Here is a 23,870-nt window from a genome sequence, read left to right as displayed (position 1 = left end):
CCATCGCCGCCCGACGGGTCGCAGCCGCAGGAATCGATCGGTGGGGCCTCGGCGGCGACGCGCGCCCCGGGCTCATCGGGCCATTCGTTCACGCGCCGTTCCTCCTCATCGCGGCGGGCGGCATGGCGGCGGTGCCGGCCGCGACCTCCTTCCCGCTGGCGATGTATTTGCGCCCGGCGGCGAGGGCATGGTCCACCGCTTCGGCGAGCGGTTCGACGCCGCGCAGCTTGGCGAACTTGATGAGGAGCGGGAGGTTGACCCCGGCCAGGACCTCGATGGGCCCGTTGCCGCCGGCAATCTGCATGGCGAGGTTCGAGGGCGTGCCGCCGAACATGTCGGTCAGCACCACCACCCCATCGCCCTGATCCACCGATTCGACCGAGCGCCGGATGTCGGCGCGCGTGTGTTCCATGTCGTCGTCGGGGCCGATGCACACCGTCGCGACCGCCTGCTGCGGTCCGACCACGTGTTCCATGGCGTGCCGCAACTCTTCGGCCAGGCGGCCGTGCGTGACCAGAACCATGCCGATCATGATGCCTGTGTCAGGGCCTCCCGCCCCGCTGCGCGGCTGGCAAGGCGCGGTTCCGTCGGGGAGACCGCGGCGATCCCGCCACGTGGTGTCCCCGGCGTCGCGCCGGCCGTCAGCTCGCGGTGATAAAGGTCCACCCGCCAGCCGCCAGAGTGAAGATGGTGTGCCAGACGTTCCGCTGCCAGTACCGAACGATGCTTCCCGCCGGTGCAGCCGAGCGCGATGGTGAGGTACTTCTTTCCTTCCTGTGCGTAGCGGGGCAAGAGCGGGCTTAACATATCGGTCATGCAGCGCCAGAACGGCAGGAAATCCGGATCGGCCTCGATATAATCCGCCACCGGCTTGTCCTGGCCGGTCATCGGTCGCAGCGCCTCGACGTAATGCGGATTGCGCAGGAAGCGCAGGTCGAAGACCAGGTCGGCCTCCCGCGGCAGGCCCTTCGCATAGGAGAAGGAGACCACCGAAACCCCCATGCCGGGGCCACCCTCGGTGCCGAATCGGCGCTCGATCATGCGGCGCAGATCCGGCAGCGGCAGGTCGGAGGTATCGACGACCATGTCGGCCGCGGCCCGCAGCGGGGCCATCAGCGCCTCTTCCCGGGCGATGCCGTCCGCCACGCTGTGGCCGAGCGGTCCACCCGGTGCCAGCGGATGCCGCCGGCGCGTCTCGGTGAAGCGGCGCAGCAGGATGTCGGGTTCGGCCGCGGCAAAGACGAGGGTGATCGTGATGTCGGGCCGCTGACGCAGTTCCTCGATCAGGCGCAGCGCCGCCTCCGGCTCGAAATCCCGGGTGCGGCTGTCCACCCCGGCGGCGAGCAGCTCATCGCCATCGCCCACCAGGGCGCCGAGCACGGCCAGCGGCGGATTGTCCACCGCCTGGTAGCCCAGATCCTCCAGCACATTGAGGATCGACGCCTTGCCCGCCCCCGAAAGCCCCGTCACCAGCACGAGCTGGCGGCGCGGCGGGGTTGGTGGCCCATCCATCATGCCGCGAAGGCCCCGGCGCGCTGCGCCCTGCGGCCGAGCGCGGCATCGAGGGCCAGCGACACCTTCTCCGGCGCCGAGGCGTCGAAGGCATGCAGCGCCACGCGCGGGACCCCGGCCGGGGCCCAATGGGCCGGCATCGGCATGCGCACCACGCGATCCCGCGCAACCAATTCCACCACCAGCGTCAGTCGAGCCCCCTCGGCCACCGCCACATCCCGGAACACGCCGAGCCCCCGGACCTCCAGCATCCCCCGCAAGGCGGGCGGTGCCGAAACCGCAACCCCGTCGACCACCACCTGGTCGTCCGCCACCAGATCCCACCCCCGCGCGATCAGGCGCAGCAAGAGATCCGACTTGCCGGACCCCGAAGGGCCCAGCAGCAGGATCGCCGCCGCATCGCGCGAGGCGCAGCTACCGTGAAGCAACATCCCAGCGTGGCACTCCGTCCGGGGCGGACAGTGGCAGAATTGGGGCAGCGGGGAAAGCACTGGAACATGAACAGGGGTGTGCGGGCCTGGATGGGACAGGGGTCCTGTTTCCTGCGCCGCACGACCGGGAGGAGTCTTGCCCATCCGCGCGAAGATCCATGGCGATGGTGGCGCGGGGAAGGACGACGCCCTCCCTCGAACCCCCCGCCAAAGGTCACAGGGCCTTATGGAATCCTTGACCCGCTGTTGGGCGGGGCAGCCGGTTTCCGATATCCGCAGGCGCATCGTGCCTATAGCGCCGATCGTCGTGGCACCCGATCATTGATGTCCGGCGCCAAGTGACGGTTTCCAAATGCCTTGTGGCCTCTTGGCAGGGCGGCTTGGAGGGGCAGGTCCCCTCCACTGCTCACCGCGCCGGCACGACTTCGCCATCGCGGCAGGGTGCGCACTGCGGCAGGGTTCGGTAGAGGGCGACCAGGCGGTCCGCTTCGGTCTCCCAGGCGAAGGTGCCGCCTGCCGCCACCCAGCCGGCATGGCCCAGGGCCGACCGCCGCGCCGGATCCGCCAAGGTGGCGACCGCTTCCGCGACGGCCCTGGCGTCCCCGCTATCCACCAGCAGCCCGCAGCCAGCGGCCCGCACCACGGCGGCCACTTCCTCGGCAAAGGCGGGGGCGATGACGGGGATGCCCGCCGCCATGGCGTCGAACAGCTTGTGCGGCAGGGCGAGGCGATGATTCTCCTCGCCCTGCTGGAACAGCACCAACGCCAGGTCGCAGTCCCGCAGCCGGTCCAGGGCCTCGGCCTGCGGCAGCCAGCCGGTGACGGCCACGCGCTTCGCGAGGCCAAGTGCGGCGGCGTGGGCATGGAATTCCGCCTCGCTGCCATCGGTGAAGCGGCCGATCAGCAGCAACCGCGTCTCCGCCGGGGCGAGGGCCAGCGCGTCGAGCATGGTCGGCCAGCCCCGCGCCCGCGTCAGCGCGCCGAGATGGCCGAGCAGCAGCGGGCCAAGCCCGTGCCGACGCGGCGCGGCGACCGGTGCCGGCGCGTAGTTCCGCACCTGGACGATGCGCGCGCCGGCGAAATCCCCGTCCAGCCCGTCCTTCGCCACCACCACCGCATCCGCCGCCCGGCCCATCAGTCGGCAGGCGAGCCGGATGGCCGCCCGCGCGACCGGCCGCAGTGGTGCGGGCAGCCGTGCATCCAGGCGCGAGGGGTAGTGCTCATGCACATCCAGCACGACCCGCGCGCCGCAGCGCCGCCCGGCGATCAGTGCCGCCAGCCAGGCATCGGGCTCCGAGGCATGGATTACCGCCGGTCGGAGAGTCGCCGCATCCCGTGCCAAGGCCAGCAACCCCCACAGCCGGCGGTGACGATGCGTCGCGATCGCCACGCGGCCGACCTGTGCCGGGCTGTGTTCCTCGCCCGGGCAGAGATGCATCACCTGCCAGCCTGCCGCCGCCAGCGCCTCCCCCTCCTTGCGCACCACGCGGATATCGCCCGGCGGATGGGCGGCGGAGAGCATCAGCACCGTCATGCGGCCAGCACCTCGGCGAGATGGCCGCGCATCCGCGCGCCGGCCTGGCCATCCCATAGCGGTATGGGCTTGGCCCGCCCCGGCGGGTCGAGCACCGCGAAAGGCAGCGTCTCGGGCGTCACCAGGCGGTTGCCGCCGGCGGCGAGCGTCGCCGGCCGTTCGGTGGACGGCCGCACGGTCAGACAGGGCAGGCCGATCGCGGCCGCTTCCTCCTGCACGCCGCCGCTGTCGGTCGCGATCACGCGCGCGTGGGCCATCAGTGCCAGGAAATCGAGGTAGCGCAGCGGCGGCAGCATGGTCACGCCCGGCGGCGGCGCGATGCCGAACGCCGCCATCCGTGCGGCAGTCCGCGGGTGCAGCGGCCAGGCCAGGGGCATGTGCCGCGCCGTCGCGGCCAATGCCGACATCAGCTGCGAGAGCGTCCCGGCATCATCGACATTGGCAGGACGATGCAACGTGACGATCCCATAGCCCCCGCGTTCCAGCCCGGCCGGCAGGGGCCGGTTGCGCGCTTCGGGCAAGTGGCGCAGCAGCGAATCCACCATCGCATTGCCCACCGCCCTGACCCGCGTCGCGCCGAAGCCGTCGGCGATCAGCCGCATCGCCGCGTCCCGGTCGGGAGCCCATAGCAGGTCGGAAATCGCGTCCAGCGCTCGGCGGTTCACCTCCTCGGGCATGTCGCGGTCGTCGCAGCGCAGCCCGGCCTCGAGATGCGCCAGGCGGATGCCGAGCTTGCGCGCCGCGAGCCCCGCGGCCAGCGCCCCGTCCACGTCGCCGGCGACGACGACCAGGGCCGGGCGATGCGCGCGCCAGGCGGCCTCGGCCGCGATCATGGTACGGCCGGTCAGCTCGGCGTGGGTGCCGCCGGACACACCCAGCGAAATCGCCGGCCGTGGCAGGCGGAGGTCTTCGAGCAGGTCGCCGAACATGGCGGCGTCGTGGTGCTGGCCGGTGTGGACCAGGGCGGGGAGGCAGATCGGCGCGGCCTCCGCGAGGGCATGCCAGAGGGCCGCCAGCTTGGGCATGTTGGGGCGGGCGGCGGCGACCAGGTGGACGATGGGAAGGGTCATCGCGAGGCGGGTCGGAGAGGGGCTTTGCCCCCCGCCGAACCTCCCCCCACCAAAGGCCCGAGGCCTTTGGAAACCGTCACTCGGCACTGGACGCCGCCGGCAGGAGCAACGCCCGGATCTGCGCTTGCCCACGGAACGTGCTGTCGGGGCTGTGGATGCCATTCGTGCTCGGCGCCAGGGGATGGTGCCTTGAATGACGCCGTCATGTTGGGGGCATCCGGAAGGTCTTTGGAAACCTTGATCCGGTGCCGGGGGCAACGGACACCCCCGGCGCACGGATGCGTGTCCCGATATCGGCGACGGCCCGAGGGGCCCGGCGCCAGGTATCGGTTTCCAAAGGCCCTGTGGCCTTTGGCGGGGTGGGTTGGAGGGGCAAAGCCCCTCCAATGGCGACCTCGCAGAACTGCTCCGCCAGCAGCCGCCGATCCCACCGCGTCGCGGCCTGTCGTCGCCCGGCTGCCCCCATGGCCTCCCGCACCGCGGGCTGCATCGCCAGGAACACCAGCGCATCCGCCAGCGCCGCCGCGTCCCCCGGCGGCACCGCGACGCCGGACGGCCCATCCTCGACGATGCGTGCTGCGCGGCCGGGCTGGTTGGTGATGACGGGCCGGCCAGCGGCGAGCCCATCCATCAGCTTGTTCGGCGCCGTCCATTCCGCGAAGGCGGGAATGTCCGCCAGAAGATGCAGCGCGATCTGGCAGCCGGCATGCAGCGCGCCGATCGCCGCGCGCGGCTGGGGGGCGAGGAAGGTGACGTTGGCCAGCCCCTCGGCGGCGGCGCGGGCCATCAGGGCGGGCTTCTCGGAGCCTTCGCCGACCAGGACGATGCGCAGGCGCTTTTCGCCCCGGGCACGCAGGATCGCCGCGGCATCCAGCAGCGTGGACAGCCCGTTCGCCCGGCCGTGCGCGCCGGCATAGAGGGCTAGGCATTCCTGCGGCCCTGCCTGCTCCGGCCGCCAGGGGGCGATGTGCGGGCCAAACAGGTCAAGGTCGCAGGCATTGGGCACGACATGCACGTGTGCCGGATCTGCGCCGCGGGCGAGCGCGGTTTCGGCCATGCCCTCGGACAGTGCCACGGTGGCGGCGGCACGGCGGCAGGCGGCGGTTGCCAGCCGGTCCATCGCCGCCAGCAAGGGTCGCGGCACGCCGCCCAGGGCCCGGGGCAGTTCCGGCCAGGGGTCGCGGATCTCGAACAGGAAGGGCGTGCCGCGCAGCTTCCGCGCCGCCAATGCCGGCAGCGCGACAGTGAGCGGGGTGGAGGACGCAATGATCAGGTCCCAGTGCTGCCCGAGGGCGAGCCGCGTCGCGCGCGCGGCGTAGCGCAGGAAGGCGGCGCTGCGCGCGGGCAGGGTCATGGCATTGCCGCAGGGGATATCGAATTCCACGACATGGAGGCCCTGCCGTGAGCCCTCCCGTCGCCCGCGCCGGAACGGGCCGGTCAATCCTGTCGACGCGCCGGCATAGCGGCCGCAGGCCATCGTCACCGCGTGACCGCGGGCGACCAGGGCCTGGGCGAAGCCGTGGCTGCGCGTCGGCATGCTGCCCTCCGGCGAGGAATAGTGCTGATGCAGGTAGAGAATGCGCAGAGTCACGCGCGGCACGCGTCACGGATCGCCGTGATCACGCGATCTTGGTCGCCAGCTTCCATCCCGGTGCCGGAGGGCAGGCAGAGACCGCGGGCGAAGAGTGCCTCGGCCACCGTGCCGCCGGCTGCCGGCGCGTCGCGGAAGATCGGCTGCAGCGGCAGCGGCTTCCAGACCGGACGGGATTCGACGCCGGCGGCATCCAGGCTCTCGCGCAGTGCCTCGCGATCCGTGCCGAAGCGGACGGGATCCACCAGCAGCGCGGTCAGCCAGCGCGTGGCCATGCCCCAGGGCGCCTCGGGCATGAAGGACAGGCCCGGCAGGTCGGCGAGGCCAGCGGCATAGCGTGCGAAAATGGCTCGCCGCGCCGCGACCCGCGGCGCGAGATCGGCAAGCTGCACCCGCCCCACCGCCGCGAGCAGTGAGGAAAGCCCATAGGCATGCCCGGTGGCGCTGTGCTGGTAGTGCGGCGCCGGATCCTTGGCATGGCTGGCGAGGTGCCGCGCGCGCCCGATCAGCACCGGATCGTCCGAAGCCAGTGCCCCGCCCCCGCCTGCGGTGACGATCTTGTTCCCGTTGAAGGACAGCGTCGCGAGCAGCGCGCCGCGCCCGGCGTGACGGCCGCGGATGGTGGCGCCCAGCCCCTCGGCGCTGTCGCTGACGACCGGGACGCCCCAGTGGCCGCAGGCGGCGAGGATGGCGTCGAGCTCGGCCGCCTGGCCGTAGATGTCGACCGCCACCACTGCTCGCGGCAGCCGGCCCCGCCGCGCCGCCGCGCGCAGTTCCCGCCGCAGCAGATCAGGATCGAGCGTCCATGACCCCGCATCGACATCGAGGAATCGCGGCACGGCGCCCATCTGCACCGCGGGCGCGATAGTGGCGACGAAGGTGAAGCCTGGGGCCCAGACCTCATCCCCGGGCGCGATGTCCAGGACGCGAAAGGCGAGATGCAGGGCCGCGGTGCCCGAGGCGGTGGCGAGCACCTGGGTAAAGCCGGTGACAGCCCCGATCGCTGCCTCGAAGGCCGGGATAGCGGGTCCGGCCGGCGCGACCCAGCCGCTGTCCAGCACCGCCTGGAGCGCCGCAGCCTCCCGCCCCGTCAGATGTGGAGGGGAGAGGTGGATACGGCGCGGCGAAACCTCAGCGGCAAGACCGCCGAGAGGCCGCGCCGCAGGGTGGAGCGGCGCGAGAAATGTCACGCAATGACGATATTGAATGATTTGAAAATCAACCAGGGGTTTTGTCGGTTATTTTCCCGAAGATCGGCATGGTTGCGTGTCCTGGTGCGGCGGCGCCGCGCGCCATCAGGGCGAGCGCGGCGCAGCGCATCAGGATCAGCGCATCTCGCCCGATCCGTGGCGGGGCCTCGGCATAGCGGGCGTCGAGTTCCAACCGCGCGTCCCAGGGCACGGCGTTGCGGCCGGCCGCCTGGGCAAGGCCAGCCAGGCCCGGCCGCAGCGTCAGCCGCAGCGCCTGGCGCGCCGAGTAGCGCGGGACATAGTCCAGCGGCAGCGGACGGGGCCCGACCAGGGACATCTCGCCGCGCAGCACGTTGACCAGTTGCGGCAGTTCATCCAGCGCGACGGCGCGCAGCAGCCGGCCGAGGCGTGTCATGCGCGCCGCATCGTCGCCGGCGCCGTTCTGCAGGGTGCGGAACTTCAGCAGGGTGAACGGCGCGCCGCCCAGCCCCGCCCGGGTCTGGCGGAACAGCACCGGACGACCGAGCGCAGCCCTCACCGCCAGCGCCACCGCTGCCATGACCGGTGCCAGCGCCACCATCAGCAGCGCCGCGCCCAGCGCGTCACAGGCCCGCTTGCCGAAGCGCCGGTACATGTCGTGGTTCCGCCCGCAATCCGAGTCCAAGCGCCAGTCCCAGCGCGAACCACGCCATCCGGTTGCCGAGATCGGTCGAGACCATGATCGACAGTGCGACCGGCAGCGCGAGCGCCGCGACCCGCGCCGCCCGCGCCACCGTGGCCTGTGCCCCCAGCCGGACCGCCGCCAGCCCACCGCCGCCGAAGGCGATCAGCCACAGCACGAGGCCCGGCAACCCGCCCTCGGCCATGGCTTCGAGCAGATGGTTGTGAGGGTAGAGGCCGCGCCGCTCGCCATGGCCCGCGGCGACGGTAAAGCCCCCGGTGCCGAGGCCCCAGGGCATGGCCTCGCCGCCTTTCTCTGCCGCCGCGCGCCACAGGGGAAGCCGGCCCGAGGATTGCGCGACCTCGCCCTCCGACAGCCGTTCCAGCGTGCGCAGGCCGGTGGCGAGGGGCGGATCGGCGAGGACCATCGCGAGTACCGCCGCGGTTGCGAGCAGCACCGCGGCGGGCCACAGCATCGCGAGGCCCCGCCGCGCGGATCGCCACAGCGCGATGGCCGGCGCCGTGGCGAGCGCCAGCGCCAGCGCCAGCAGCGCCGCCCGCCCGCCCGGCAGCAGCACGACCGCCGACAGACCGAAGGCGAAGCCGAGCCACAGGAGGCGAGGGAACACGCGAGGCGCCTCGGCCGCGCGCACCGCCGCCAACGCCGCGGCGGAGGCAATGGCCAGTCCGGCGATCTGGTACTGCACGCGGGTCTGGTCGGGACTGGCGCCGGGCAGGCCGCCAAGCACGATGCGATCGGTCGCCAGGCCCCAGGCGATGCTCGCCGCAACCACGGCGCCTATGGCCAGCACCGCGTTGGCGCAGTGCGCCAGCGCCCGATCCTGCGCCGCGATTGCCAGTCCGGCTGCCAGCATGACAGGCCCGAGCAGCACGACATCCTGCAGCTTCGCGGCGAGGATGCCGGTCGAAGGACTCCAGGCTCCAGCGAGCACGAGCCAGAGCCACAGTGCGCCGCAGGCACCAAGCGGTAGCGCGATCAGCGGATCGGCGTGCCAGTCGCTGGCCAGCGCCGGCAATGGCAGGACGACCAGCAGGGCCATGGCGGCAACGGCGGTGAGGTCGAATGGAAGCGCGGCGAGGAGCGGAGTCGATTTCAGCGCGCCGGCGAAGTGGAGGATGGCGGCGAAAATGCCGGCCAGGGCCGTCATGGGCCGACCATCGGAAAGGGGTTCTCTCCCTTTCCAGACCCTGCCCCGCGGTAGGTTCCCCTGGACGTTGCGTGCAGCATCCGTGGGGTTCCATCGGCCGAAAGGCGCTTCTGATCACTCCGACGCTGCCGCTGTGGCGTTGGAGGGGCGCCACCTCTCCAAATCACCCCGGCAGAGGCCGCAGCGCCTTCCTGATGACATGCTTGCTTCCGCTGCGGGATCGAGGGGGGCTTTGCCCCCCCCGAACTCTCCCCAGCAAAGGCGACAGGGCCTTTGCAAACCTCACTTTGGTGCCGTGCGCCGCGGGCAGAATGGGATGCCGAAGCCCGCCCTTGCGCCCGAAACGCGCTGGGAGGGCATGACATGACCTTGCTGCCCGGTATCAGCAGAGTGCGGTCCAGGGGATCCAATCCCCTGGCGGGGTGGCTCGGACGGGCAGAGTTCCTCCGATGGGCGTCAATCGGCACTTGCCATCCCCGGCGCCAGTTCCGGTTCCTGCCGCCGGCGCGGTGCGGTGGCCGCGGTCGGATCGAAGCGCAGCAGCAGAAGCGACGCGGCGCCGAGCAGCACGGCGATCGGCACCGCCACCGTCATCAGGGCGATCAGCAGGGGGCGATTGGGCAGGGAAGGCCGCGCCTCCACCATCGGCGCCGACACCAGGCGCGCGGCGACGACCTCGTCGGCTGCCACGACCAGTCCGGCGCGCTGCTGCTGGGCCAGCAATTCATACAGGCTGTTGCGCAGGAACAGGTCGTTCTCGCGCGCGATCCGGGCTTCGAGAGCGGCGACGCGGCGGCCCGCCTGCTCGGCGAGGTCGCCGCGCACCTTGGCCTCGGCGAAGGCGTGCAGGCGCCGCAGCATCGCAAGGGCGAGCGCCGGGTCGGCATGCGGCAGTTCCAGCGTCCAGGTCACCGAGGCGAGCGACTGGGTGACGGCGAGATTGCGCTCCAGCCAATCCTGTACGTCGTCGGCATCCACCGGGCGGTCCAGATCGAACAGCCCGCGGAACGCACCGCCGGCGCCAGTGCGGCGCCGTTCCGCGAGCGCTGCGCCGATGCCGGTGTCGCGGAGCAGGACGGCGGCGGCTTCCGGGCTACGCAGCGCGCCGAGATAGACGGCGAAATTGCCGTTCGGCCGCGTGTCGAGCAGGCCGGCGGGTGCGAACGGGGACGGCGAGAGCAGGGAGGAGACGGCGAAGGAAGTCGTCTCCGCCGGCGCGACCAGGGCCTGGGCGAGATAGGCGCGGGGCATGGCCAGCACCAGGGCGACGCCCGCGGTCCACAGCACCGCGGTCAGGCCCAGCAGTGGCCACCGCCGCCGCCACAGGCCGGAGAGCAGAAGCTGGACGGGCATCATCACGCCTCCACCCGCGTGACCAGGCGGGTGACGGGCGCGGCGGCGGTCATTTCGAGCACCGGCGCGGGTTCGACGCGGCCATAGGCCGGGCTGTGCCATCCCTGAGCGAGGCGGATGCCGTGGGGCACGTCGGCTGTCACGACAATGCGGGCGCGGGGTCCTGACACGCCTGTCGTGGTCAGGTCCCAAGCTCCCGGGGCGAGGCGCCACCGCAGCACCAAGCGGGCGAAGGGGCCGCCGACCTGCTCCTCGATGGTCACGGCGGTTGGCGACAGCCGAATGCGGCGCTGGTGGGCGCGGCCCCGGTGGTCGCGGAGGGCGCCGCCGTCCGGCAAGGCGCGGCAGGCCGGCCAGCGGGCGAACAGGAAACGCCCGATGCGCGGCATCTGCTCCTGGCTGTCGAACTCGATCGTGTTGTGCCCGGCAGTGCCGGCGAGGGCATCGGTCCACCAGGCGTCGTCCGGCGGCGGATTGTAGGCGCCGGTGCCGCCATCGATCAGCAGCGGCTGTCCATCCAGGGTGAGGTCGAGATGCAGCAGGTCGGCCTGGCTTGGCCGGAAACGCAACGGCGCGCCGGTGCGCAGGAGCAGGCGGAAGCGGGCGTTGTGCACGCCGAACCAGCCTTCGCTGTGCCAGGGGACGGGCTCCGCGGCGGCGAGGCCGTTCTGGGGCTTCTGCGGTGGAGTTGGAGGGGCTTGGCCCCTGCAAGCCTCCCCATCAGGGGAACCCATTGATGTTGCAGGCAACGTGGATGGGAGCCCATCGGCCACAGAGCCTTTGAAAGCCGAAATTTGGCGCGGTGCGCCGTAGCCAGGAAAGGCGCCGAAGCCTGCTCTTGCGCCCGTAGCCCACTTCAAGGGCAAGGGCGCGACCCCCGTGCCCGATACCAAGTAGCTGCGTTCCAAGTGCTCCAAGCACTTGGCGGGGTGGTTCGGAGGGGCAGAGCCCCTCCGATCTTCTTCGGCGGGCCTATCCCGGTCATCGGGAAGGCCTTGCCGGGGCGTTCCGGAGCGCGAAAGCCCCTCCAGTTCTTCCTCGCGGGCATGGGCTCCGGCCGAGATCAGTTCCGCGACCGACCCACCATCGTTCTGTTCCGCCGCGAACAGACTGATGGCGCGCCCGACGCTTCCCCGCGCGTCAGCGGCGCCATGGAGCGTCAGGTCGGCCAGGTGCGAATCATCCGTCGCGCCACAGCGCGGCAGGGCGCCGCTGCCCGGTTCCATCACGCGCGCGAGCCAAGCCGTCGCGGCGGCCGTGCGGGATGCGAACGGAGGATCGAAGGGCGGCGCGCCATGGCGGCGGCGGAACCACTCGGCGAGGGACAGCGTGTCCAGCAGCAGCCGGTGATAGCCGGGCGAGGCCTGGGCGAAGCTGCCATCGGGTGCGACCAGCCAGGCGACGGCGCGGACCAGGTCGCGCGCGGCATGCCGCGCCATCCGCCGGTCGTTCAGCACCAGGCCGAGGACGAAGAGGCCGGCGGGCTCGCTGATCGCGTGGTTGTTGTCCTGCGCGGCGGCGTAGGCGCGGGTGGCGGCGATGCGGCGGGCGTGCGCGGCGAGCAGGGCGCGCATCGCGGGGGGCGGAGCGCGGTCGACCTCCAGCAGCGCGAGCGCCAGGCAGAGATGCAGGGCGCGCAGCGCGGCTTCCTGCCCGCAGGCCCAGGCCGGGCCGCGGAAGGGCGGGTTCGCGGCGCGCCAATCGGCGAGCAGGACCTCGGCGCGTTCCAGATGGCCATCGGCGGGGGCGCAGCGCGCGGCAAGCGCCAGCAGCGGCAGGGCGAGAAGCCGATTCGCTTCCCAGACAGGCCGGATGTCGCCGGGGGTGAAGAGGTCGAGATCGGCGGCCAGCGTGTCGGCGGGAAACGGCCCATGCCAGCCGGTAGCGACTGCGGCTTCGGCAGCGGCGGCCAAGGCGGCGGCATCGCCGGCCAGGCGGTCGCCGGGCATGGCATCGGGCAGCAAGCGGCCGGATGGCAGCACGATATCGCCAAGGCTGCGCGCGATCACGCCCGCGCGCAGCCTCAGCCGGTGCCAGGCAAACAGGGCGCAGGCGCGGGGGCCGAGCCGCCAGGCCGCATCGGCGTGCAGCAAGGCCCGCGCCAGCCCGCCGCTTCCGCGCGGGGCGGGCGTTGCGGGCTCGGCGAGGAGGGCGCTCTCGGTCAGCGGGCTCTTTCCGGAGGTTAACAATCGCCTGTAGGTTGTATAACTTGTTTTCAAACTGTCGCTAGGCGTTTCTGATTCCCTTGCCACCGCGCCCGTTGCCAGGCCTGACCTCGACCCTCTGCCGGATCCTGCCGGTGGTGATCGCGACACTGCTTGGGCTGTCGGCGGCGGCGCTGGGGCAGACGGGGCCAGGCGGGTCGCCACTGCTGACGCCGCCGACCCTGCCATCCCTGGTCCCCAGCGGGACGCCGCTACCGAACCTGCCGCCCGGCGCGGCGCAGGAGGCATTGCAGCGCCTGCTGGATGGCGGGGCGACGCGCGGGCCGCCCGCCGGGATGCCGCGCGCGGCGTCGATCCTGCCCTTGCCGGCCATCGCCGCGCAGCCGCTGCCGGCGCCGGTGGTGCCGGATGATCCACTCTCCTCGGCCGAATCCTTCTTCGCCGCGCGGCTCGACGGTCCGCCGCTGCGGCAATTCGGCTACGAGACCTTCCGCGGCGGCGGCGGTGGCGCGGCACTTGGCTTCGGGGCGCTGCCGGAGGACTACATCCTCGGTCCGGATGACGAGGTGATCGTCGCCTTCCGCGGCCGCGCCCGGCAGACGCTGACTCTGCGAATCGGGCGCGACGGCAATCTGCTGCTGCCGGACCTCGCGCCCATTCCGGCCACCGGGCGCAGCCTGAAGGACCTGCGGGCGCATCTGGAAGGGCTGGCGACACGGGACCTCGGCGGGTCCGAGGTCTTCCTGTCGATCGGCCAGGTCCGGCAGATGAACATCTTCGTCGCCGGGGAGGTGGTGCGGCCCGGTTTCCAGGCGCTGAACGCTCTGTCCACCGTGCTGGACGCGCTGTCGGCGACGGGCGGCGTGCGCAAGACCGGGTCGCTGCGCGCCATCCGCATCGAGGGGCCACGCGGCCGCCGCGTCGTGGACCTCTACAGCGTCATCGCCGATGCGCCCGGCGATGCGGATCTGTCGCTGCGCGAGGGCGATCGCATCATCGTCCCGCCCGTCGGCGGCACGGTTGCCGTCGCCGGCGACGTGGCACGGCCGGCGATCTACGAACTGCCCTCCCGGCAGGCGAGCGCGCCGCTGGGCGACATGCTGGCGCTGGCCGGGGGCACCATCCGCCAGGGCGGCAACCGGCTGCTGGTGCAGCAGAGCGATGGCGCGGGCCGACGGTCCTTCGCGGAGCTGGCGCCGACATCCGCCGTCCGCCGCGGCGACGCGGTGCTGGTGCAGCCCGGGGCCGATGTGGTGGCGAACACCGTGCGGCTGGCGGGGCATGTCGCCGTGCCGGTGACGCGCGCGGCGGCCGGCGGGCGGCAATCCCAGACACTGCGCGGGCTGATCTCGGACCGGCGGCTGCTGCGCAACGATCCCTATGTTCGGCTCGGCGTGGTGTGGCGGGCGGACCGGCAGACCGGGCAGCGGAACTTCCGGGCCTTCGACCTCGGCCGCGTGCTGGAAGGCCGCGCCAACATGCCGCTGCAGGAAGGCGACGAGGTCATCGTCTTCGCCCGGTCGGACATCGCCTTCCTGACCTCGCCGGCCGTGCAGCGTGCGCTGCGGGGAGAGGCTCCCACGCCCGCGCCCAACGCACCGCCGGTGGCGGATTGCCCGGCGCTGACCAGCCTGGCGCTGGCGTCGCGTGCCTCGCCGCAACGCTACGCCCATGTGAAGGGGGCAGGTTTCCCGGAGATCGGGGCCGCGCCCTGCCCGCAGGTCTATCTGGATTATCCGGACCTGCCGGCCTTCATGCTCGATCAGTCGGTCGTGCTGACCGGGGAGGTCCGCACGCCGGGCCTGTTCCCCATCACCGACGATACGGGCCTCGACACCGTCATTGCTGCGGCGGGCGGGCTGTCGGATGCGGCCGACCTGCGCGTCGTGGAATTCGCGCGCGAACCGCCCGATGGCGGGGGCGCGATCCCGCTTGCCCGCACGCGGCTGGATCTGACGAGCCGCAACTTCGCGGCGGTGCGCCTGTCTGCGCGCGACACCATCCGCATCCCGCGCGGCTTCGGGGACCGCGATACCGGGCCGGTCATCCTGCTCGGCGAATTTCTGCGTCCCGGCACCTACGACATCCGCCGCGGGGAACGCCTGTCCGAGGTCATCGCCCGTGCCGGCGGGCTGACGCCCCAGGCCTATCCCTATGGCGCGGTCTTCACGCGACAATCGGTGCGCGAGCGCCAGCAGGAAGGCTTCGCCCGCACGGCGCGGGAATTGGAGACCAGCCTGATCCAGGTCGCCTCCGGCCAGGCCGTGGCCGGGTCGCGCGGCACGGGCGTCGATCTCGGTGCGGCGATCACGGCAGGGCGGGAACTCGCCAACTCCCTGCGCGAGGCCCGCGCCGCCGGGCGCATGGTGGTGGAGGCCAACCCGGTCATCCTCGCCGCACGGCCCGAGCTCGACGTCCTGCTGGAACCCGGCGACATCATCGCCATTCCCAAGCGGCCCAATGAAGTGACCGTTGTGGGGTCGGTGCTGAACCCGGGGTCGCTGCAATTCCGCTCCGGCTGGCGGGCGAGCGACTATGTCCGCGGCTCCGGCGGGACGCAGCGCTTCGCCGATCCGTCCCGCGCCTTCATCGTGCTGCCCAACGGGCAATCCACCGCGGCCGGTCTGTCCGCCTGGCAGCAGGGCGGGCCGCCGGTGCCGCCGGGCAGCCTGGTGGTCGTGCCGCAGGACCCGAGCCCCTATGAGACCTGGGGGTTCGTGCGGGACCTGACGCAGGTGCTGGGGCAGATCTCGGTGTCCGCGGCGGCGCTGGCGGTGATTGCGCGCGAGGCGGGGAATTAACACGGCTGGTGGACCAGAGAGGGGCTCTGCCCCTCTCCGGACCTCACCCCGCCAAAGGCCGAAGGGCCTTTGGAAACCGGTACTTGGCGCCCGGCGGCAAGGGCGGAAGGGTGCCGAGACCCGCCCTTGCGCACGAAACGCGTTGGGAGGGCTCGTCGCATCTGTCGGGCCGGGTGCCAAAAGATTGCGGTCCAGGATGCCCAGCATCCTGGTGGGGTGGGTCCGGGAGGGGCAAAGCCCCTCCCGCTACGCCCTGGCCCTGCTGGCGCTGCTCGCCCTCCCCGCGCAGGCCCAGGACGCGCCGGAGGGTTCGGGTTCCGACTGGGGCGGCGTCGGCCTGATCGAGATGCGCAATGCGCGCTTCCGGCCCGATGGCACGCTCGAGGCCGGGTTCGGCCTGCGGCATCAGCGGAATTTCTGGTTCCTCGGCTTCCAGGCCCTGCCCTGGCTGGAGACGACCTTCCGGCTCAGCGAACGCCTGAACGGCACGACCGGCGAGGGGATGGTCTCGGACCGGTCCTTCGACATCAAGATTCGGCTGTGGGAGGAAAATGACTGGCGGCCGGCGCTCGCGGTCGGGATCCAGGACGTTGTCGGGACCGGGATCTATGCGGGCGAATACCTGGTCGCGTCCAAGCGCCTCTGGGATTTCGACGTCAGCCTGGGGATGGGCTGGGGGCGGCTCGGGACCTATGGCGACGGCAACAATCCGCTGGCGGATATCTGGGGCGGGTTCAACGACCGCACGCGCGATGTGGGGCAGGGCGGCACGCCGCGCTGGGGGACCTATTTCCGGGGCGAGGACATTTCGATTTTCGGCGGCGTCGAATGGTCGGTGCCGCCGATCCCGACGCCCTGGGGCGTGCTCGAGGGGCTGCGCGCCAAGCTGGAGGTCAGCGGCGACCGGCTGCGGGACGAACGGGGCGGGTATCCGGCGCGGACGACCGAGCTGCTGGGCATCGCCGATTCACGGGTGAATGCCGGGCTGCAATGGCAGAACGACTGGCTCGATGTCGGGGTGCAGTATGTGAACGGCACGGATGTGCTGTTCCGCGCCTCGGTGAGGATGGATGCGGCGAACCCGCCGCGCGCGCCGCTGCGGCCGCCGCCGGCAATGGCGGAGCGCCCCGATGATGCCTCGCCCGAGGCGCGGCTGATCGCCCCGCGCATGTTCGCCGCGCTACGCGAGGCCGGGCTGAGCCCCCGCGCGCTGGCGATCGAGGGCGACGAGGCGCGGATCGCGGTCGGCGACGGGCGATACCGGACACTCGCCCAGGTGGTCGGGCGGGTGGTGCGGGCGGCGCAGCCTCTGCTGCCGCGCCAGGTGGAGCGGGTGGTGGTGTCCTGGTCCCTGGCGGGGGCGGAGGTCGCCCGCATCATGGTGTTGCGGTCCGCGATGGAGGCCGCGGCGCGCGGCTATGGCAGTGCGGAGGAGATCTTCGCCACCGCCACGCTCATGGCGGCGGGTGATCCCTTCGAGGACGCGGTGCGCGCCGAGGGACCCTTCTTCGACTGGCGAGTGGAGCCGGGGCTGCGGCTGATCCTGGGCGATCCGTCCCGCACGGCGCTGTGGCAGGCCGCGGTGGCGGCGGGGGCGCGGGTGGAGTTCGGGGCGGGGTTCTCGCTGGCGGGCGGGGTTGCGCAGGTGGTGGGGCAGAACCTGTCGAGCGCCGGCCCGTCCGATTCCCTACTGCCGCATGTCCGGTCCGACTACGCGTTCTATGCGGATGAGGGGCAGACGCTCGCGGTGACGTCGCTCTATGCCGAGCGGATCTGGTCGCCGGCGCCGGACGTCTTCGCGCGGGCGACGGTGGGGTATCTGGAGCCCATGTTCGCCGGGGTGTCGGGCGAGATCCTGTACCGGCCGCATGACCAGCCCTGGGGGATCGGGGTGGATGTGAACTATGTGGCGCAGCGGGACTACGACCAGCGCTTCGGCCTGCAGGACTACCGGGTGACGACGGGGCAGGTGTCGCTATACCTCGATCTGCCCTGGTGGAATCTGACGACGACGTTGCGCGGTGGGCGCTACCTGGCCGGGGACTGGGGCGGGACGGTCGAGGTTGCGCGGCGCTTTGATTCCGGCATCGAGGTCGGGGCCTTCGCGACGCTGACCAGCGCGTCCTACAGCGATTTCGGCGAGGGATCCTTCGACAAGGGCATTTTCATCCGGGTGCCGTTGGACCTGTTCGGGGTGCAGACGCGGTCGAATATGGGTGCGGTGATCCGCAGCGTGCAGCGCGACGGTGGCCAGCGTCTGGCCGTGGAGAACCCGCTGTGGGAGCTGACGCGCGAGGGCCGCGAGGAGGCCCTTCAGCGGGGCGTCGCCTGGTTCACCCGCTGAAGGATGGGCGGTCGTGTGGCGCCGGGTGGGACAGGCTGACAGATGGTCTCCAAAGGCCGTGGGCCTTTGGCGGGAGGGGTTCCGGGGAGGGCGGAGCCCTCCCCGGTGCTGGACGCCCTGCCCGTGCCGGTCCATAGCGCGCCCCGCCCATGCTGATCGACGCTGTCTTCAGGCATCTTGCCGTCGCGTTCTGCCTCGCCCTGCTGTCTGCCGGGGTGGTGCGGCTGATGATTGCCTATCCGATCCTCGACCATCCCAACGCGCGGTCGTCGCATGTCCGGCCGACGCCGCGCGGGGGTGGGCTCGGGGTGGTGGTCGCCTTCGTGGCGGGGATGGCTCTGCTGTATTTCGGCGCGGACTATGCGCGGCTGCCGCCGCCGCAATTCCTCGGCGTGATCGGGGCGGCGGTGGCGATCGCGGGCGTGTCTCTGTGGGACGACGTGTCCGACCTGCGCTTTTCGGTGAAGCTGGCGGCGCAGGCGGTGGCGGCGCTGGTGGCGATCGCCTCGGGGCTCGTGGTCGACCGGCTGGCGGTGCCCTGGGTGGGGCAGGTGCCGCTCGGGGTCATCGGGCTGCCGCTGACGCTGTTCTGGATCGTCGGCTGCACCAATGCGCTGAACTTCATGGACGGGCTGGACGGGCTGGTCGGCGGGTCGGTGTTCCTCGCCGCCGTGATCCTGTGCGTCGTGTCGGGGGAGGAGGGCGGCTGGTTCGTCTATGCCGCGTCACTGCTGCTGGCGGCCGGGCTGGCGGGGTTCGTTCCGTTCAACCTGAACCCGGCGCGCATCTTCATGGGGGATGTGGGCAGCCAGTTCCTCGGCTTCATGATGGCGGTGCTGGCGGTGGCGGCGGCGCGTTTCGATGCGGCGTCGGTGTCCTTCCTGATCGTGCCGCTGCTGCTGTTCGGGCTGCTGTTCGATGCGGCCTTCACGCTGGTGCGCCGTGCGCTGCGGGGCGAGCGCGTCGCGGCCGCGCACCGGACGCATCTGTACCAGATGGCGCAGCGGTCGGGGCTGTCGGTGCGGGCAGTGGCCGCGACGCATTGGGGCTTCGTGCTGTTCCATGGCGGGCTGGTCTGGCTGTTCCTCGCCATGACGCCGTCCGCCAAGCCGCTGATCGTGCTGCCGGCGCTGGCCGTGCAGATCGGTTGGGCGGTCTATGTCGCGCGGCGGGTGCGGCGCGCGGGGCTCACCTGGGCAGCGGGATGATCTCGGTCGGGTTGCGGGCGGAGACGACCTCGACCACCAGAGGCGGGAGGTCGTCCCCGACCCATTGTTCGGATCGGAACACGGCATAACTGCCGGCATCGGCCCAGAAGCGGCTGGTGGTGCGGGCGCCGCCGCGGCAACGTTCCTCGATCAGCAGGGTGTCGGCGATCTCGGCCTGGCCGATGGACAGCCGGCAGTCGAGCCGCACGCCGAAGCGCATGCGGGCGGGGTCGAAGGCTGATCGCATCAGGTCCACCACCCGCGTCGCGCGCCATTCGCCGGGGCCGAGCTCGGGCAGGCGCATCAGCAGGTCGGTGCCGTCGAAACGTGTCGCGGCGAGGACCTGGCGCAGCCCGGCGGTGGCGACGACGCGGGCCCCTTCGGTCTGCACGGCGACGCCGCCGGGGGTGCGCCAGAGCCGGCGCTCGCCTTCCTCCTGGATCAGCAGGGCGATGCCGCGACGGCTGCCGAGGGTGAGGGCGAGGGCCGGTTCGCCCTCGGGCGGGCCGGCAGGGCCGTCCTCCCATTCGGCCTCATGGGCGTCCTGGACCAGCAGGGCCTCGGCCCAGGCGGGCACGGTGAAGAGGTCGCTCGCCGGCGTGTCGCAGGCGGCGGTGAGCAGCAGGCACAGCAGGGCGACGCGGCGCATAACACGAGAATATCATGCCGTTTCGATAAACCCAGGCGCGAATAGCGGCGTCAGGCATTGCGATGATCACATAAAGATATCCTTATCAGTGATCATGCTCTCTGGCCTCCCCCGGCCCGCCATGCTACCCGCCCGGCGTCGCCCAGAAGCCTGAGGAAGAGAACGCGCATGTCCGCTGCCGCCGATTTCGTCGTGAAGGATCTGTCCCTCGCCGGCTGGGGCCGGAAGGAAATCTCCATGGCCGAGGACGAGATGCCCGGCCTGATGGCGACCCGCGCCGAATACGGCCCGTCGCAAGTGCTGAAGGGCGCGCGCATCGCCGGCTGCCTGCACATGACCATCCAGACCGCCGTGCTGATCGAGACGCTGAAGGCCCTCGGCGCGGATGTGCGCTGGTCTTCGTGCAACATCTTCTCGACCCAGGACCACGCGGCCGCCGCGATCGCCGCGACCGGCACGCCGGTCTTCGCCATCAAGGGCGAGACGCTCGAGGAATACTGGCAGTATGTGAAGCGCACGCTGGAATGGGCCGATGGCGGCACGCCCAACGTGCTGCTGGACGATGGCGGCGACATGACGCTGCTGGTCCATTACGGCCTGCGCGCCGAACAGGGTGACACCGCCTTCCTCGACAAGGCGACCAATGAAGAAGAGACCGTCTTCTTCGCCCTGATCAAGGACTGCCTGAAGACCAAGCCGGGCTGGTTCGCGCAGCTCGCCGGCGCCATCAAGGGCGTGTCCGAGGAAACCACGACGGGCGTGCACCGCCTGTACAACATGGCGAAGGAAGGCAAGCTGCTGTTCCCCGCCATCAACGTGAACGACAGCGTCACCAAGTCGAAGTTCGACAACCTCTATGGCTGCCGGGAATCCCTGGTGGATGCGGTCCGCCGCGGCACCGACGTGATGATGGCCGGCAAGGTCGCGATGGTCTGCGGCTTCGGCGACGTGGGCAAGGGCTCCGCCGCGTCCCTGCGCAACGCCGGCTGCCGCGTCATGGTCAGCGAAGTCGATCCGATCTGCGCGCTGCAGGCCGCGATGGAAGGCTATGAGGTCGTGACGATGGACCAGGCCGCCCCGCAGGCCGACATCTTCGTCACCGCGACCGGCAATGTCGACGTCATCACGGTCGACCACATGCGCGCGATGAAGCACCGCGCCATCGTGTGCAACATCGGCCACTTCGACAGCGAGATCCAGGTCGCCGGCCTGAAGAACTTCAAGTGGGACAACGTGAAGCCGCAGGTGGACGAGATCGAGTTCCCCGACGGCAAGCGCATCATCCTGCTGTCCGAAGGCCGCCTGGTGAACCTGGGCAACGCCACCGGCCACCCGTCCTTTGTGATGTCCGCGTCCTTCACCAATCAGACGCTGGCGCAGATCGAACTGTGGACCAACCCGGGCAAGTACGAGAAGAAGGTCTACGTGCTGCCGAAGCACCTGGACGAGAAGGTGGCGTCGCTGCACTTGGCGAAGGTTGGTGCGACGCTGACCAAGATGACGCAGCAGCAGGCGGACTACATCGGCGTGTCGCCGCAGGGGCCGTTCAAGGCCGAGGCGTACCGGTACTGAGACGGGGCCGGCCCTGGAGGGGCTTTGCCCCTCCCGGGCCCACCCCACCAAAGGTCACAAGGCCTTTGGAAACCGATACCTGGCGCTGTGCGCCGCAGGCAGGCACGGGCGCCTCTGGCGTATCAGGAACGCCGCAAAAATCGCGGAACCGCGGCGCCCGGCACCAAGTGCCGGTGGTCCGGGGTGCACGGCACCCTGGCGGGGTGGTTTGGAGGGGCAGAGCCCCTCCAGTTCTTCACGCGACCTCGAACAACCCGGCGGCTCCCTGGCCACCGCCGACGCACATCGTCACCACCACGAATTTCGCCCCGCGCTTCTTGCCCTCGATCAGCGCATGCCCGGCCATGCGCGCGCCGGACATGCCGTAGGGATGCCCGACCGAGATCGCTCCGCCATCGACGTTCAGCAACTCATCGGGAATGCCGAGCCGGTCGCGGCAATACAGCACCTGGCAGGCGAAGGCCTCGTTCAGTTCCCACAGCCCGATGTCGTCGATGCCGAGGCCATGCTGCCTCAGCAGCTTCGGCACGGCGAAGACGGGGCCGATGCCCATCTCCCCCGGATCGCAGCCGGCCACCACCATGCCGCGATAGATGCCGAGCGGATGCAGGCCGCGGCGTGATGCCTCGGCTTCCTCCATCAGCACGGCGGCTGAGGCACCATCCGACAACTGGCTCGCATTGCCCGCGGTGATGAAGCGGCCCTGCTTGACGACCATCCCGTCCTTGAACACGGGCTTGAGGGATTGCAGCCCCTCCAGCGTCGTGTCCGCGCGGTTGCCCTCGTCGCGCATCAGCGTGGTGGGCACGTCCTTGCTCTCGCCCGTCTCGCGGTTCACCAGCTTCATCACCGAGGCGAGCGGCACGATCTCCTCGTCGAAGGCGCCGCGCGCCTGGGCGGCGGCGGTGCGCTGCTGGCTGCGGAAGGCGTATGCATCCTGCGCGTCGCGGCTGACCTCGTAGCGGTCGGCGACGATCTCCGCCGTCTCCAGCATCGACATGTAGAGCGCGGGCACGCGCTCCATCAGCGACGGATCAGCGCGTCGGAACCAGTTCGCCTTGTCGTTCTGCACCAGGGAGATGGATTCCAGCCCGCCGCCGACCGCGACCTGCATGCCGTCATGCAGGATCTGCTTGGCCGCGGTGGCGATGGCCATCAGCCCGGAGGAACACTGCCGGTCCAGCGACATGCCCGGCACGCTGTCCGGCAACCCGGCCGCCAGCGCCACCTGCCGCCCGACATTCGACCCCTGGCAGCCCTGCTGCAGGGCCGCGCCCATGATGACGTCCTCGACCTCGGCCGGATCGAGCTTCGCGCGCTCCACGGCGGCACGCACGGCATGGCCGCCGAGCGTCTGCGCATTGGTGTCGTTGAAGGCACCGCGATAGGCCCGCCCGATCGGCGTCCGCGCGGTGGAGACGATGACGGCGCTGCGCATCGGCGCATCCTTCCCTGCCGGTTTCTTGCCCGGCAGCGTAGCGAAGCGGTCAGCGCGCGCCCAGCCGCTTCCACACTCCATCCGCGGTCGCGACGATCCGGTCGCCGATCGTGATCTGGCCGCGGACGAAGACGATGGACTTGGTCGCGCGGACCGCCTCGGCCCGGGCCTCCAGGAAGTCCCCGGCTCGCGCGGCGGACACGAAATGCGTGTTGAGCTGGATGGTCACCACCGGGTCGCGGCTTGCCGCCTCCCAGCAGGTCGCGCCCAGGATCTGGTCGAGGAAGGTCGCCAGCATGCCGCCATGGACGATGCCATGGGCGTTGGAGTGCTTGTCCTCGGCGACCAGGCCATAGGCCCAGCCTGCCTCCTCCTTCTTCGACCAGAAGGGGCCGACCAGCGTGGGGAAGCCGTCCTCATGCCAGCGGAAGGTCTTCCAGCCGGCGGCGGCAGGGTCGAAGGGGGCGGGAGCGTCGGTCATGCCTCCCGCTTCGCCCGGCGGGCTGGCGCCGTCAACCGGGGGTGATAGCCTGACCCTCATGCGCCTGTTCCATGCCCCCGGTTCGCCCTATGCCCGCATCGCCCGCATGGCGGTCATCGAACTCGGCATCGAGGACCGTGTCACGGTCGTGGAGGCCACGCTGCGCGATCCGGCCTCGGTGCTGCTGCCGCACAACCCGGTGGGGCGCGTGCCGGCGCTGGTGCTCGATGACGGTACCACCCTTACCGAGACGACGCCGGTGCTGATGATGCTGGACAGCCTGGTCGAACCCGCGCGCCGCCTGCTGCCGGGCCCGGAGGCGCCGCGCGCGCTGGCCGCCTATGGCCGGGTGCTCGGCATGATCGACGGCATCGCCGTGTGGAACCGAGAACTGCGGCGGCCGGAGCACGAACGCTCGCCCGGGGTGATCGCGCTGGAGACGCAGCGCACTGCGCGCGTCGCCGATGCGCTGGAACGCGATGTCGCGGCGGGCGGCTTCGCGGTGCGCGACGCGGGCTTCTTCGCGCTGGTCTCGGCGTTCGGCTATTGTGAGCGCCGGCACACGGCGTTCGTTTGGCGTCAGGGCCGGCCGGCCCTCACCGCGCTGTTCGACGCGGCGCAGGCGCTGGGCAGCGTCGCGCGGACAGTACCGCCGGCAGGCATGGGAAGCGCCGCGCCGGCGGCGTGACGTGACTCAGCCGA

19 protein-coding genes are annotated in these 23,870 nt (G+C 71.4%); 5 read left to right on the top strand and 14 right to left on the bottom strand.

Annotated elements, in window-relative coordinates; all coding sequences use genetic code 11:
* Positions 1-88: 88 nt before the first annotated feature.
* The 11 genes from KPL78_RS10545 to KPL78_RS10495 form a co-directional block, all read right to left on the bottom strand.
* Positions 89-532 carry a PTS sugar transporter subunit IIA gene (locus tag KPL78_RS10545; RefSeq protein ID WP_219762897.1) on the bottom strand — a complete coding sequence of 148 codons (444 nt, stop codon included), beginning with the start codon at positions 530-532 and terminating at the stop codon, positions 89-91.
* Positions 529-1,515: an RNase adapter RapZ gene (rapZ, locus tag KPL78_RS10540; protein ID WP_255568841.1), complete on the bottom strand. Its 987-nt coding sequence runs from the start codon at positions 1,513-1,515 to the stop codon at positions 529-531. Before rapZ ends, KPL78_RS10545 begins: the two co-directional genes overlap by 4 nt.
* The gene (locus KPL78_RS10535; RefSeq protein WP_219762896.1) at positions 1,512-1,943 is read right to left on the bottom strand and encodes an HPr kinase/phosphorylase; all 432 of its coding nucleotides are present in this window, start codon (positions 1,941-1,943) and stop codon (positions 1,512-1,514) included. The genes rapZ and KPL78_RS10535 overlap by 4 nt, the downstream gene beginning before the upstream one ends.
* A gap of 406 nt (positions 1,944-2,349) precedes the next feature.
* Positions 2,350-3,477, bottom strand: coding sequence for a glycosyltransferase (locus tag KPL78_RS10530; protein ID WP_219762895.1), 1,128 nt, complete (start codon positions 3,475-3,477; stop codon positions 2,350-2,352).
* Positions 3,474-4,547, bottom strand: a complete 1,074-nt coding sequence (wecB, locus tag KPL78_RS10525) for a non-hydrolyzing UDP-N-acetylglucosamine 2-epimerase (RefSeq protein ID WP_219762894.1) — start codon at positions 4,545-4,547, stop codon at positions 3,474-3,476. The genes KPL78_RS10530 and wecB overlap by 4 nt, the downstream gene beginning before the upstream one ends.
* A gap of 202 nt (positions 4,548-4,749) precedes the next feature.
* Complete coding sequence (locus tag KPL78_RS10520) at positions 4,750-6,147, bottom strand: glycosyltransferase family 4 protein (protein ID WP_369412731.1); 1,398 nt, start codon at positions 6,145-6,147, stop codon at positions 4,750-4,752.
* A complete protein-coding gene (locus KPL78_RS10515; protein ID WP_369412729.1) occupies positions 6,135-7,328 on the bottom strand; it encodes a DegT/DnrJ/EryC1/StrS family aminotransferase in 1,194 nt (397 codons plus the stop codon). Before KPL78_RS10515 ends, KPL78_RS10520 begins: the two co-directional genes overlap by 13 nt.
* A 28-nt stretch (positions 7,329-7,356) precedes the next feature.
* Complete coding sequence (locus KPL78_RS10510; protein WP_219762893.1) at positions 7,357-7,962, bottom strand: sugar transferase; 606 nt, start codon at positions 7,960-7,962, stop codon at positions 7,357-7,359.
* Positions 7,931-9,157 (bottom strand): O-antigen ligase family protein, encoded by a 1,227-nt coding sequence (locus KPL78_RS10505; protein WP_219762892.1) that lies wholly within the window; start codon positions 9,155-9,157, stop codon positions 7,931-7,933. Before KPL78_RS10505 ends, KPL78_RS10510 begins: the two co-directional genes overlap by 32 nt.
* Before the next feature lie 456 nt (positions 9,158-9,613).
* The gene (locus KPL78_RS10500; RefSeq protein ID WP_219762891.1) at positions 9,614-10,513 is read right to left on the bottom strand and encodes a hypothetical protein; all 900 of its coding nucleotides are present in this window, start codon (positions 10,511-10,513) and stop codon (positions 9,614-9,616) included.
* The gene (locus KPL78_RS10495; protein ID WP_255568840.1) at positions 10,513-12,603 is read right to left on the bottom strand and encodes a heparinase II/III domain-containing protein; all 2,091 of its coding nucleotides are present in this window, start codon (positions 12,601-12,603) and stop codon (positions 10,513-10,515) included. The genes KPL78_RS10500 and KPL78_RS10495 overlap by 1 nt, the downstream gene beginning before the upstream one ends.
* 206 nt (positions 12,604-12,809) lie before the next feature.
* Here KPL78_RS10495 and KPL78_RS10490 point away from each other — a divergent pair, with 206 nt between their 5' ends.
* The 3 genes from KPL78_RS10490 to KPL78_RS10480 all read left to right on the top strand — a co-directional run bounded on the left by KPL78_RS10490 (position 12,810) and on the right by KPL78_RS10480 (position 19,028).
* Positions 12,810-15,476: an SLBB domain-containing protein gene (locus KPL78_RS10490; RefSeq protein ID WP_369412728.1), complete on the top strand. Its 2,667-nt coding sequence runs from the start codon at positions 12,810-12,812 to the stop codon at positions 15,474-15,476.
* A gap of 196 nt (positions 15,477-15,672) precedes the next feature.
* A complete protein-coding gene (locus KPL78_RS10485; protein WP_219762889.1) occupies positions 15,673-17,820 on the top strand; it encodes a YjbH domain-containing protein in 2,148 nt (715 codons plus the stop codon).
* Positions 17,821-17,969: 149 nt separating this feature from the next.
* Positions 17,970-19,028, top strand: a complete 1,059-nt coding sequence (locus KPL78_RS10480) for a glycosyltransferase family 4 protein (RefSeq protein ID WP_219762888.1) — start codon at positions 17,970-17,972, stop codon at positions 19,026-19,028.
* On the opposite strand, the gene KPL78_RS10475 is transcribed toward KPL78_RS10480, so the two are convergent.
* Entirely contained in the window at positions 19,009-19,677 is a 669-nt protein-coding gene (locus KPL78_RS10475) for a YjbF family lipoprotein (RefSeq protein WP_219762887.1), read from the bottom strand. The two genes, KPL78_RS10480 and KPL78_RS10475, sit on opposite strands and share 20 nt — an antisense overlap.
* 168 nt (positions 19,678-19,845) lie before the next feature.
* Between KPL78_RS10475 and ahcY the strand changes: the two genes are divergently transcribed.
* Positions 19,846-21,249: an adenosylhomocysteinase gene (ahcY, locus tag KPL78_RS10470; RefSeq protein ID WP_219762886.1), complete on the top strand. Its 1,404-nt coding sequence runs from the start codon at positions 19,846-19,848 to the stop codon at positions 21,247-21,249.
* A gap of 235 nt (positions 21,250-21,484) precedes the next feature.
* Here the strand turns inward: ahcY and KPL78_RS10465 are convergent, their stop codons facing one another.
* A complete protein-coding gene (locus tag KPL78_RS10465; RefSeq protein ID WP_219762885.1) occupies positions 21,485-22,687 on the bottom strand; it encodes an acetyl-CoA C-acyltransferase in 1,203 nt (400 codons plus the stop codon).
* A 49-nt stretch (positions 22,688-22,736) separates the two neighbouring features.
* Positions 22,737-23,168, bottom strand: a complete 432-nt coding sequence (locus tag KPL78_RS10460; RefSeq protein ID WP_219762884.1) for a PaaI family thioesterase — start codon at positions 23,166-23,168, stop codon at positions 22,737-22,739.
* Between KPL78_RS10460 and KPL78_RS10455 the strand changes: the two genes are divergently transcribed.
* Positions 23,167-23,856 carry a glutathione S-transferase family protein gene (locus tag KPL78_RS10455; protein WP_219762883.1) on the top strand — a complete coding sequence of 230 codons (690 nt, stop codon included), beginning with the start codon at positions 23,167-23,169 and terminating at the stop codon, positions 23,854-23,856. The genes KPL78_RS10460 and KPL78_RS10455 overlap by 2 nt on opposite strands.
* Positions 23,857-23,870: the final 14 nt, after the last annotated feature.

This window comes from Roseomonas alba (genome assembly GCF_019430885.1).
GTDB classification, from domain to species: domain Bacteria; phylum Pseudomonadota; class Alphaproteobacteria; order Acetobacterales; family Acetobacteraceae; genus Neoroseomonas; species Neoroseomonas alba.
Note: the sequence above shows the minus strand (reverse complement) of the source record. Positions and strands in the feature narration are given on the sequence as shown.

What these genes read in the sequence shown, in the direction of transcription:
- KPL78_RS10485 (WP_219762889.1), top strand. Translation starts at nt 15,673, where the DNA reads ATGCCCAGCATCCTGGTGGGGTGGGTCCGGGAGGGGCAAAGCCCCTCC.
- KPL78_RS10510 (WP_219762893.1), bottom strand. Translation starts at nt 7,962, where the DNA reads ATGTACCGGCGCTTCGGCAAGCGGGCCTGTGACGCGCTGGGCGCGGCG.
- KPL78_RS10505 (WP_219762892.1), bottom strand. Translation starts at nt 9,157, where the DNA reads ATGACGGCCCTGGCCGGCATTTTCGCCGCCATCCTCCACTTCGCCGGC.
- KPL78_RS10480 (WP_219762888.1), top strand. Translation starts at nt 17,970, where the DNA reads ATGCTGATCGACGCTGTCTTCAGGCATCTTGCCGTCGCGTTCTGCCTC.
- KPL78_RS10460 (WP_219762884.1), bottom strand. Translation starts at nt 23,168, where the DNA reads ATGACCGACGCTCCCGCCCCCTTCGACCCTGCCGCCGCCGGCTGGAAG.
- KPL78_RS10455 (WP_219762883.1), top strand. Translation starts at nt 23,167, where the DNA reads ATGCCTCCCGCTTCGCCCGGCGGGCTGGCGCCGTCAACCGGGGGTGAT.
- KPL78_RS10465 (WP_219762885.1), bottom strand. Translation starts at nt 22,687, where the DNA reads ATGCGCAGCGCCGTCATCGTCTCCACCGCGCGGACGCCGATCGGGCGG.
- KPL78_RS10545 (WP_219762897.1), bottom strand. Translation starts at nt 532, where the DNA reads ATGATCGGCATGGTTCTGGTCACGCACGGCCGCCTGGCCGAAGAGTTG.
- rapZ (WP_255568841.1), bottom strand. Translation starts at nt 1,515, where the DNA reads ATGATGGATGGGCCACCAACCCCGCCGCGCCGCCAGCTCGTGCTGGTG.
- ahcY (WP_219762886.1), top strand. Translation starts at nt 19,846, where the DNA reads ATGTCCGCTGCCGCCGATTTCGTCGTGAAGGATCTGTCCCTCGCCGGC.
- KPL78_RS10475 (WP_219762887.1), bottom strand. Translation starts at nt 19,677, where the DNA reads ATGCGCCGCGTCGCCCTGCTGTGCCTGCTGCTCACCGCCGCCTGCGAC.
- KPL78_RS10530 (WP_219762895.1), bottom strand. Translation starts at nt 3,477, where the DNA reads ATGACGGTGCTGATGCTCTCCGCCGCCCATCCGCCGGGCGATATCCGC.
- KPL78_RS10500 (WP_219762891.1), bottom strand. Translation starts at nt 10,513, where the DNA reads ATGATGCCCGTCCAGCTTCTGCTCTCCGGCCTGTGGCGGCGGCGGTGG.
- wecB (WP_219762894.1), bottom strand. Translation starts at nt 4,547, where the DNA reads ATGACCCTTCCCATCGTCCACCTGGTCGCCGCCGCCCGCCCCAACATG.
- KPL78_RS10535 (WP_219762896.1), bottom strand. Translation starts at nt 1,943, where the DNA reads ATGTTGCTTCACGGTAGCTGCGCCTCGCGCGATGCGGCGGCGATCCTG.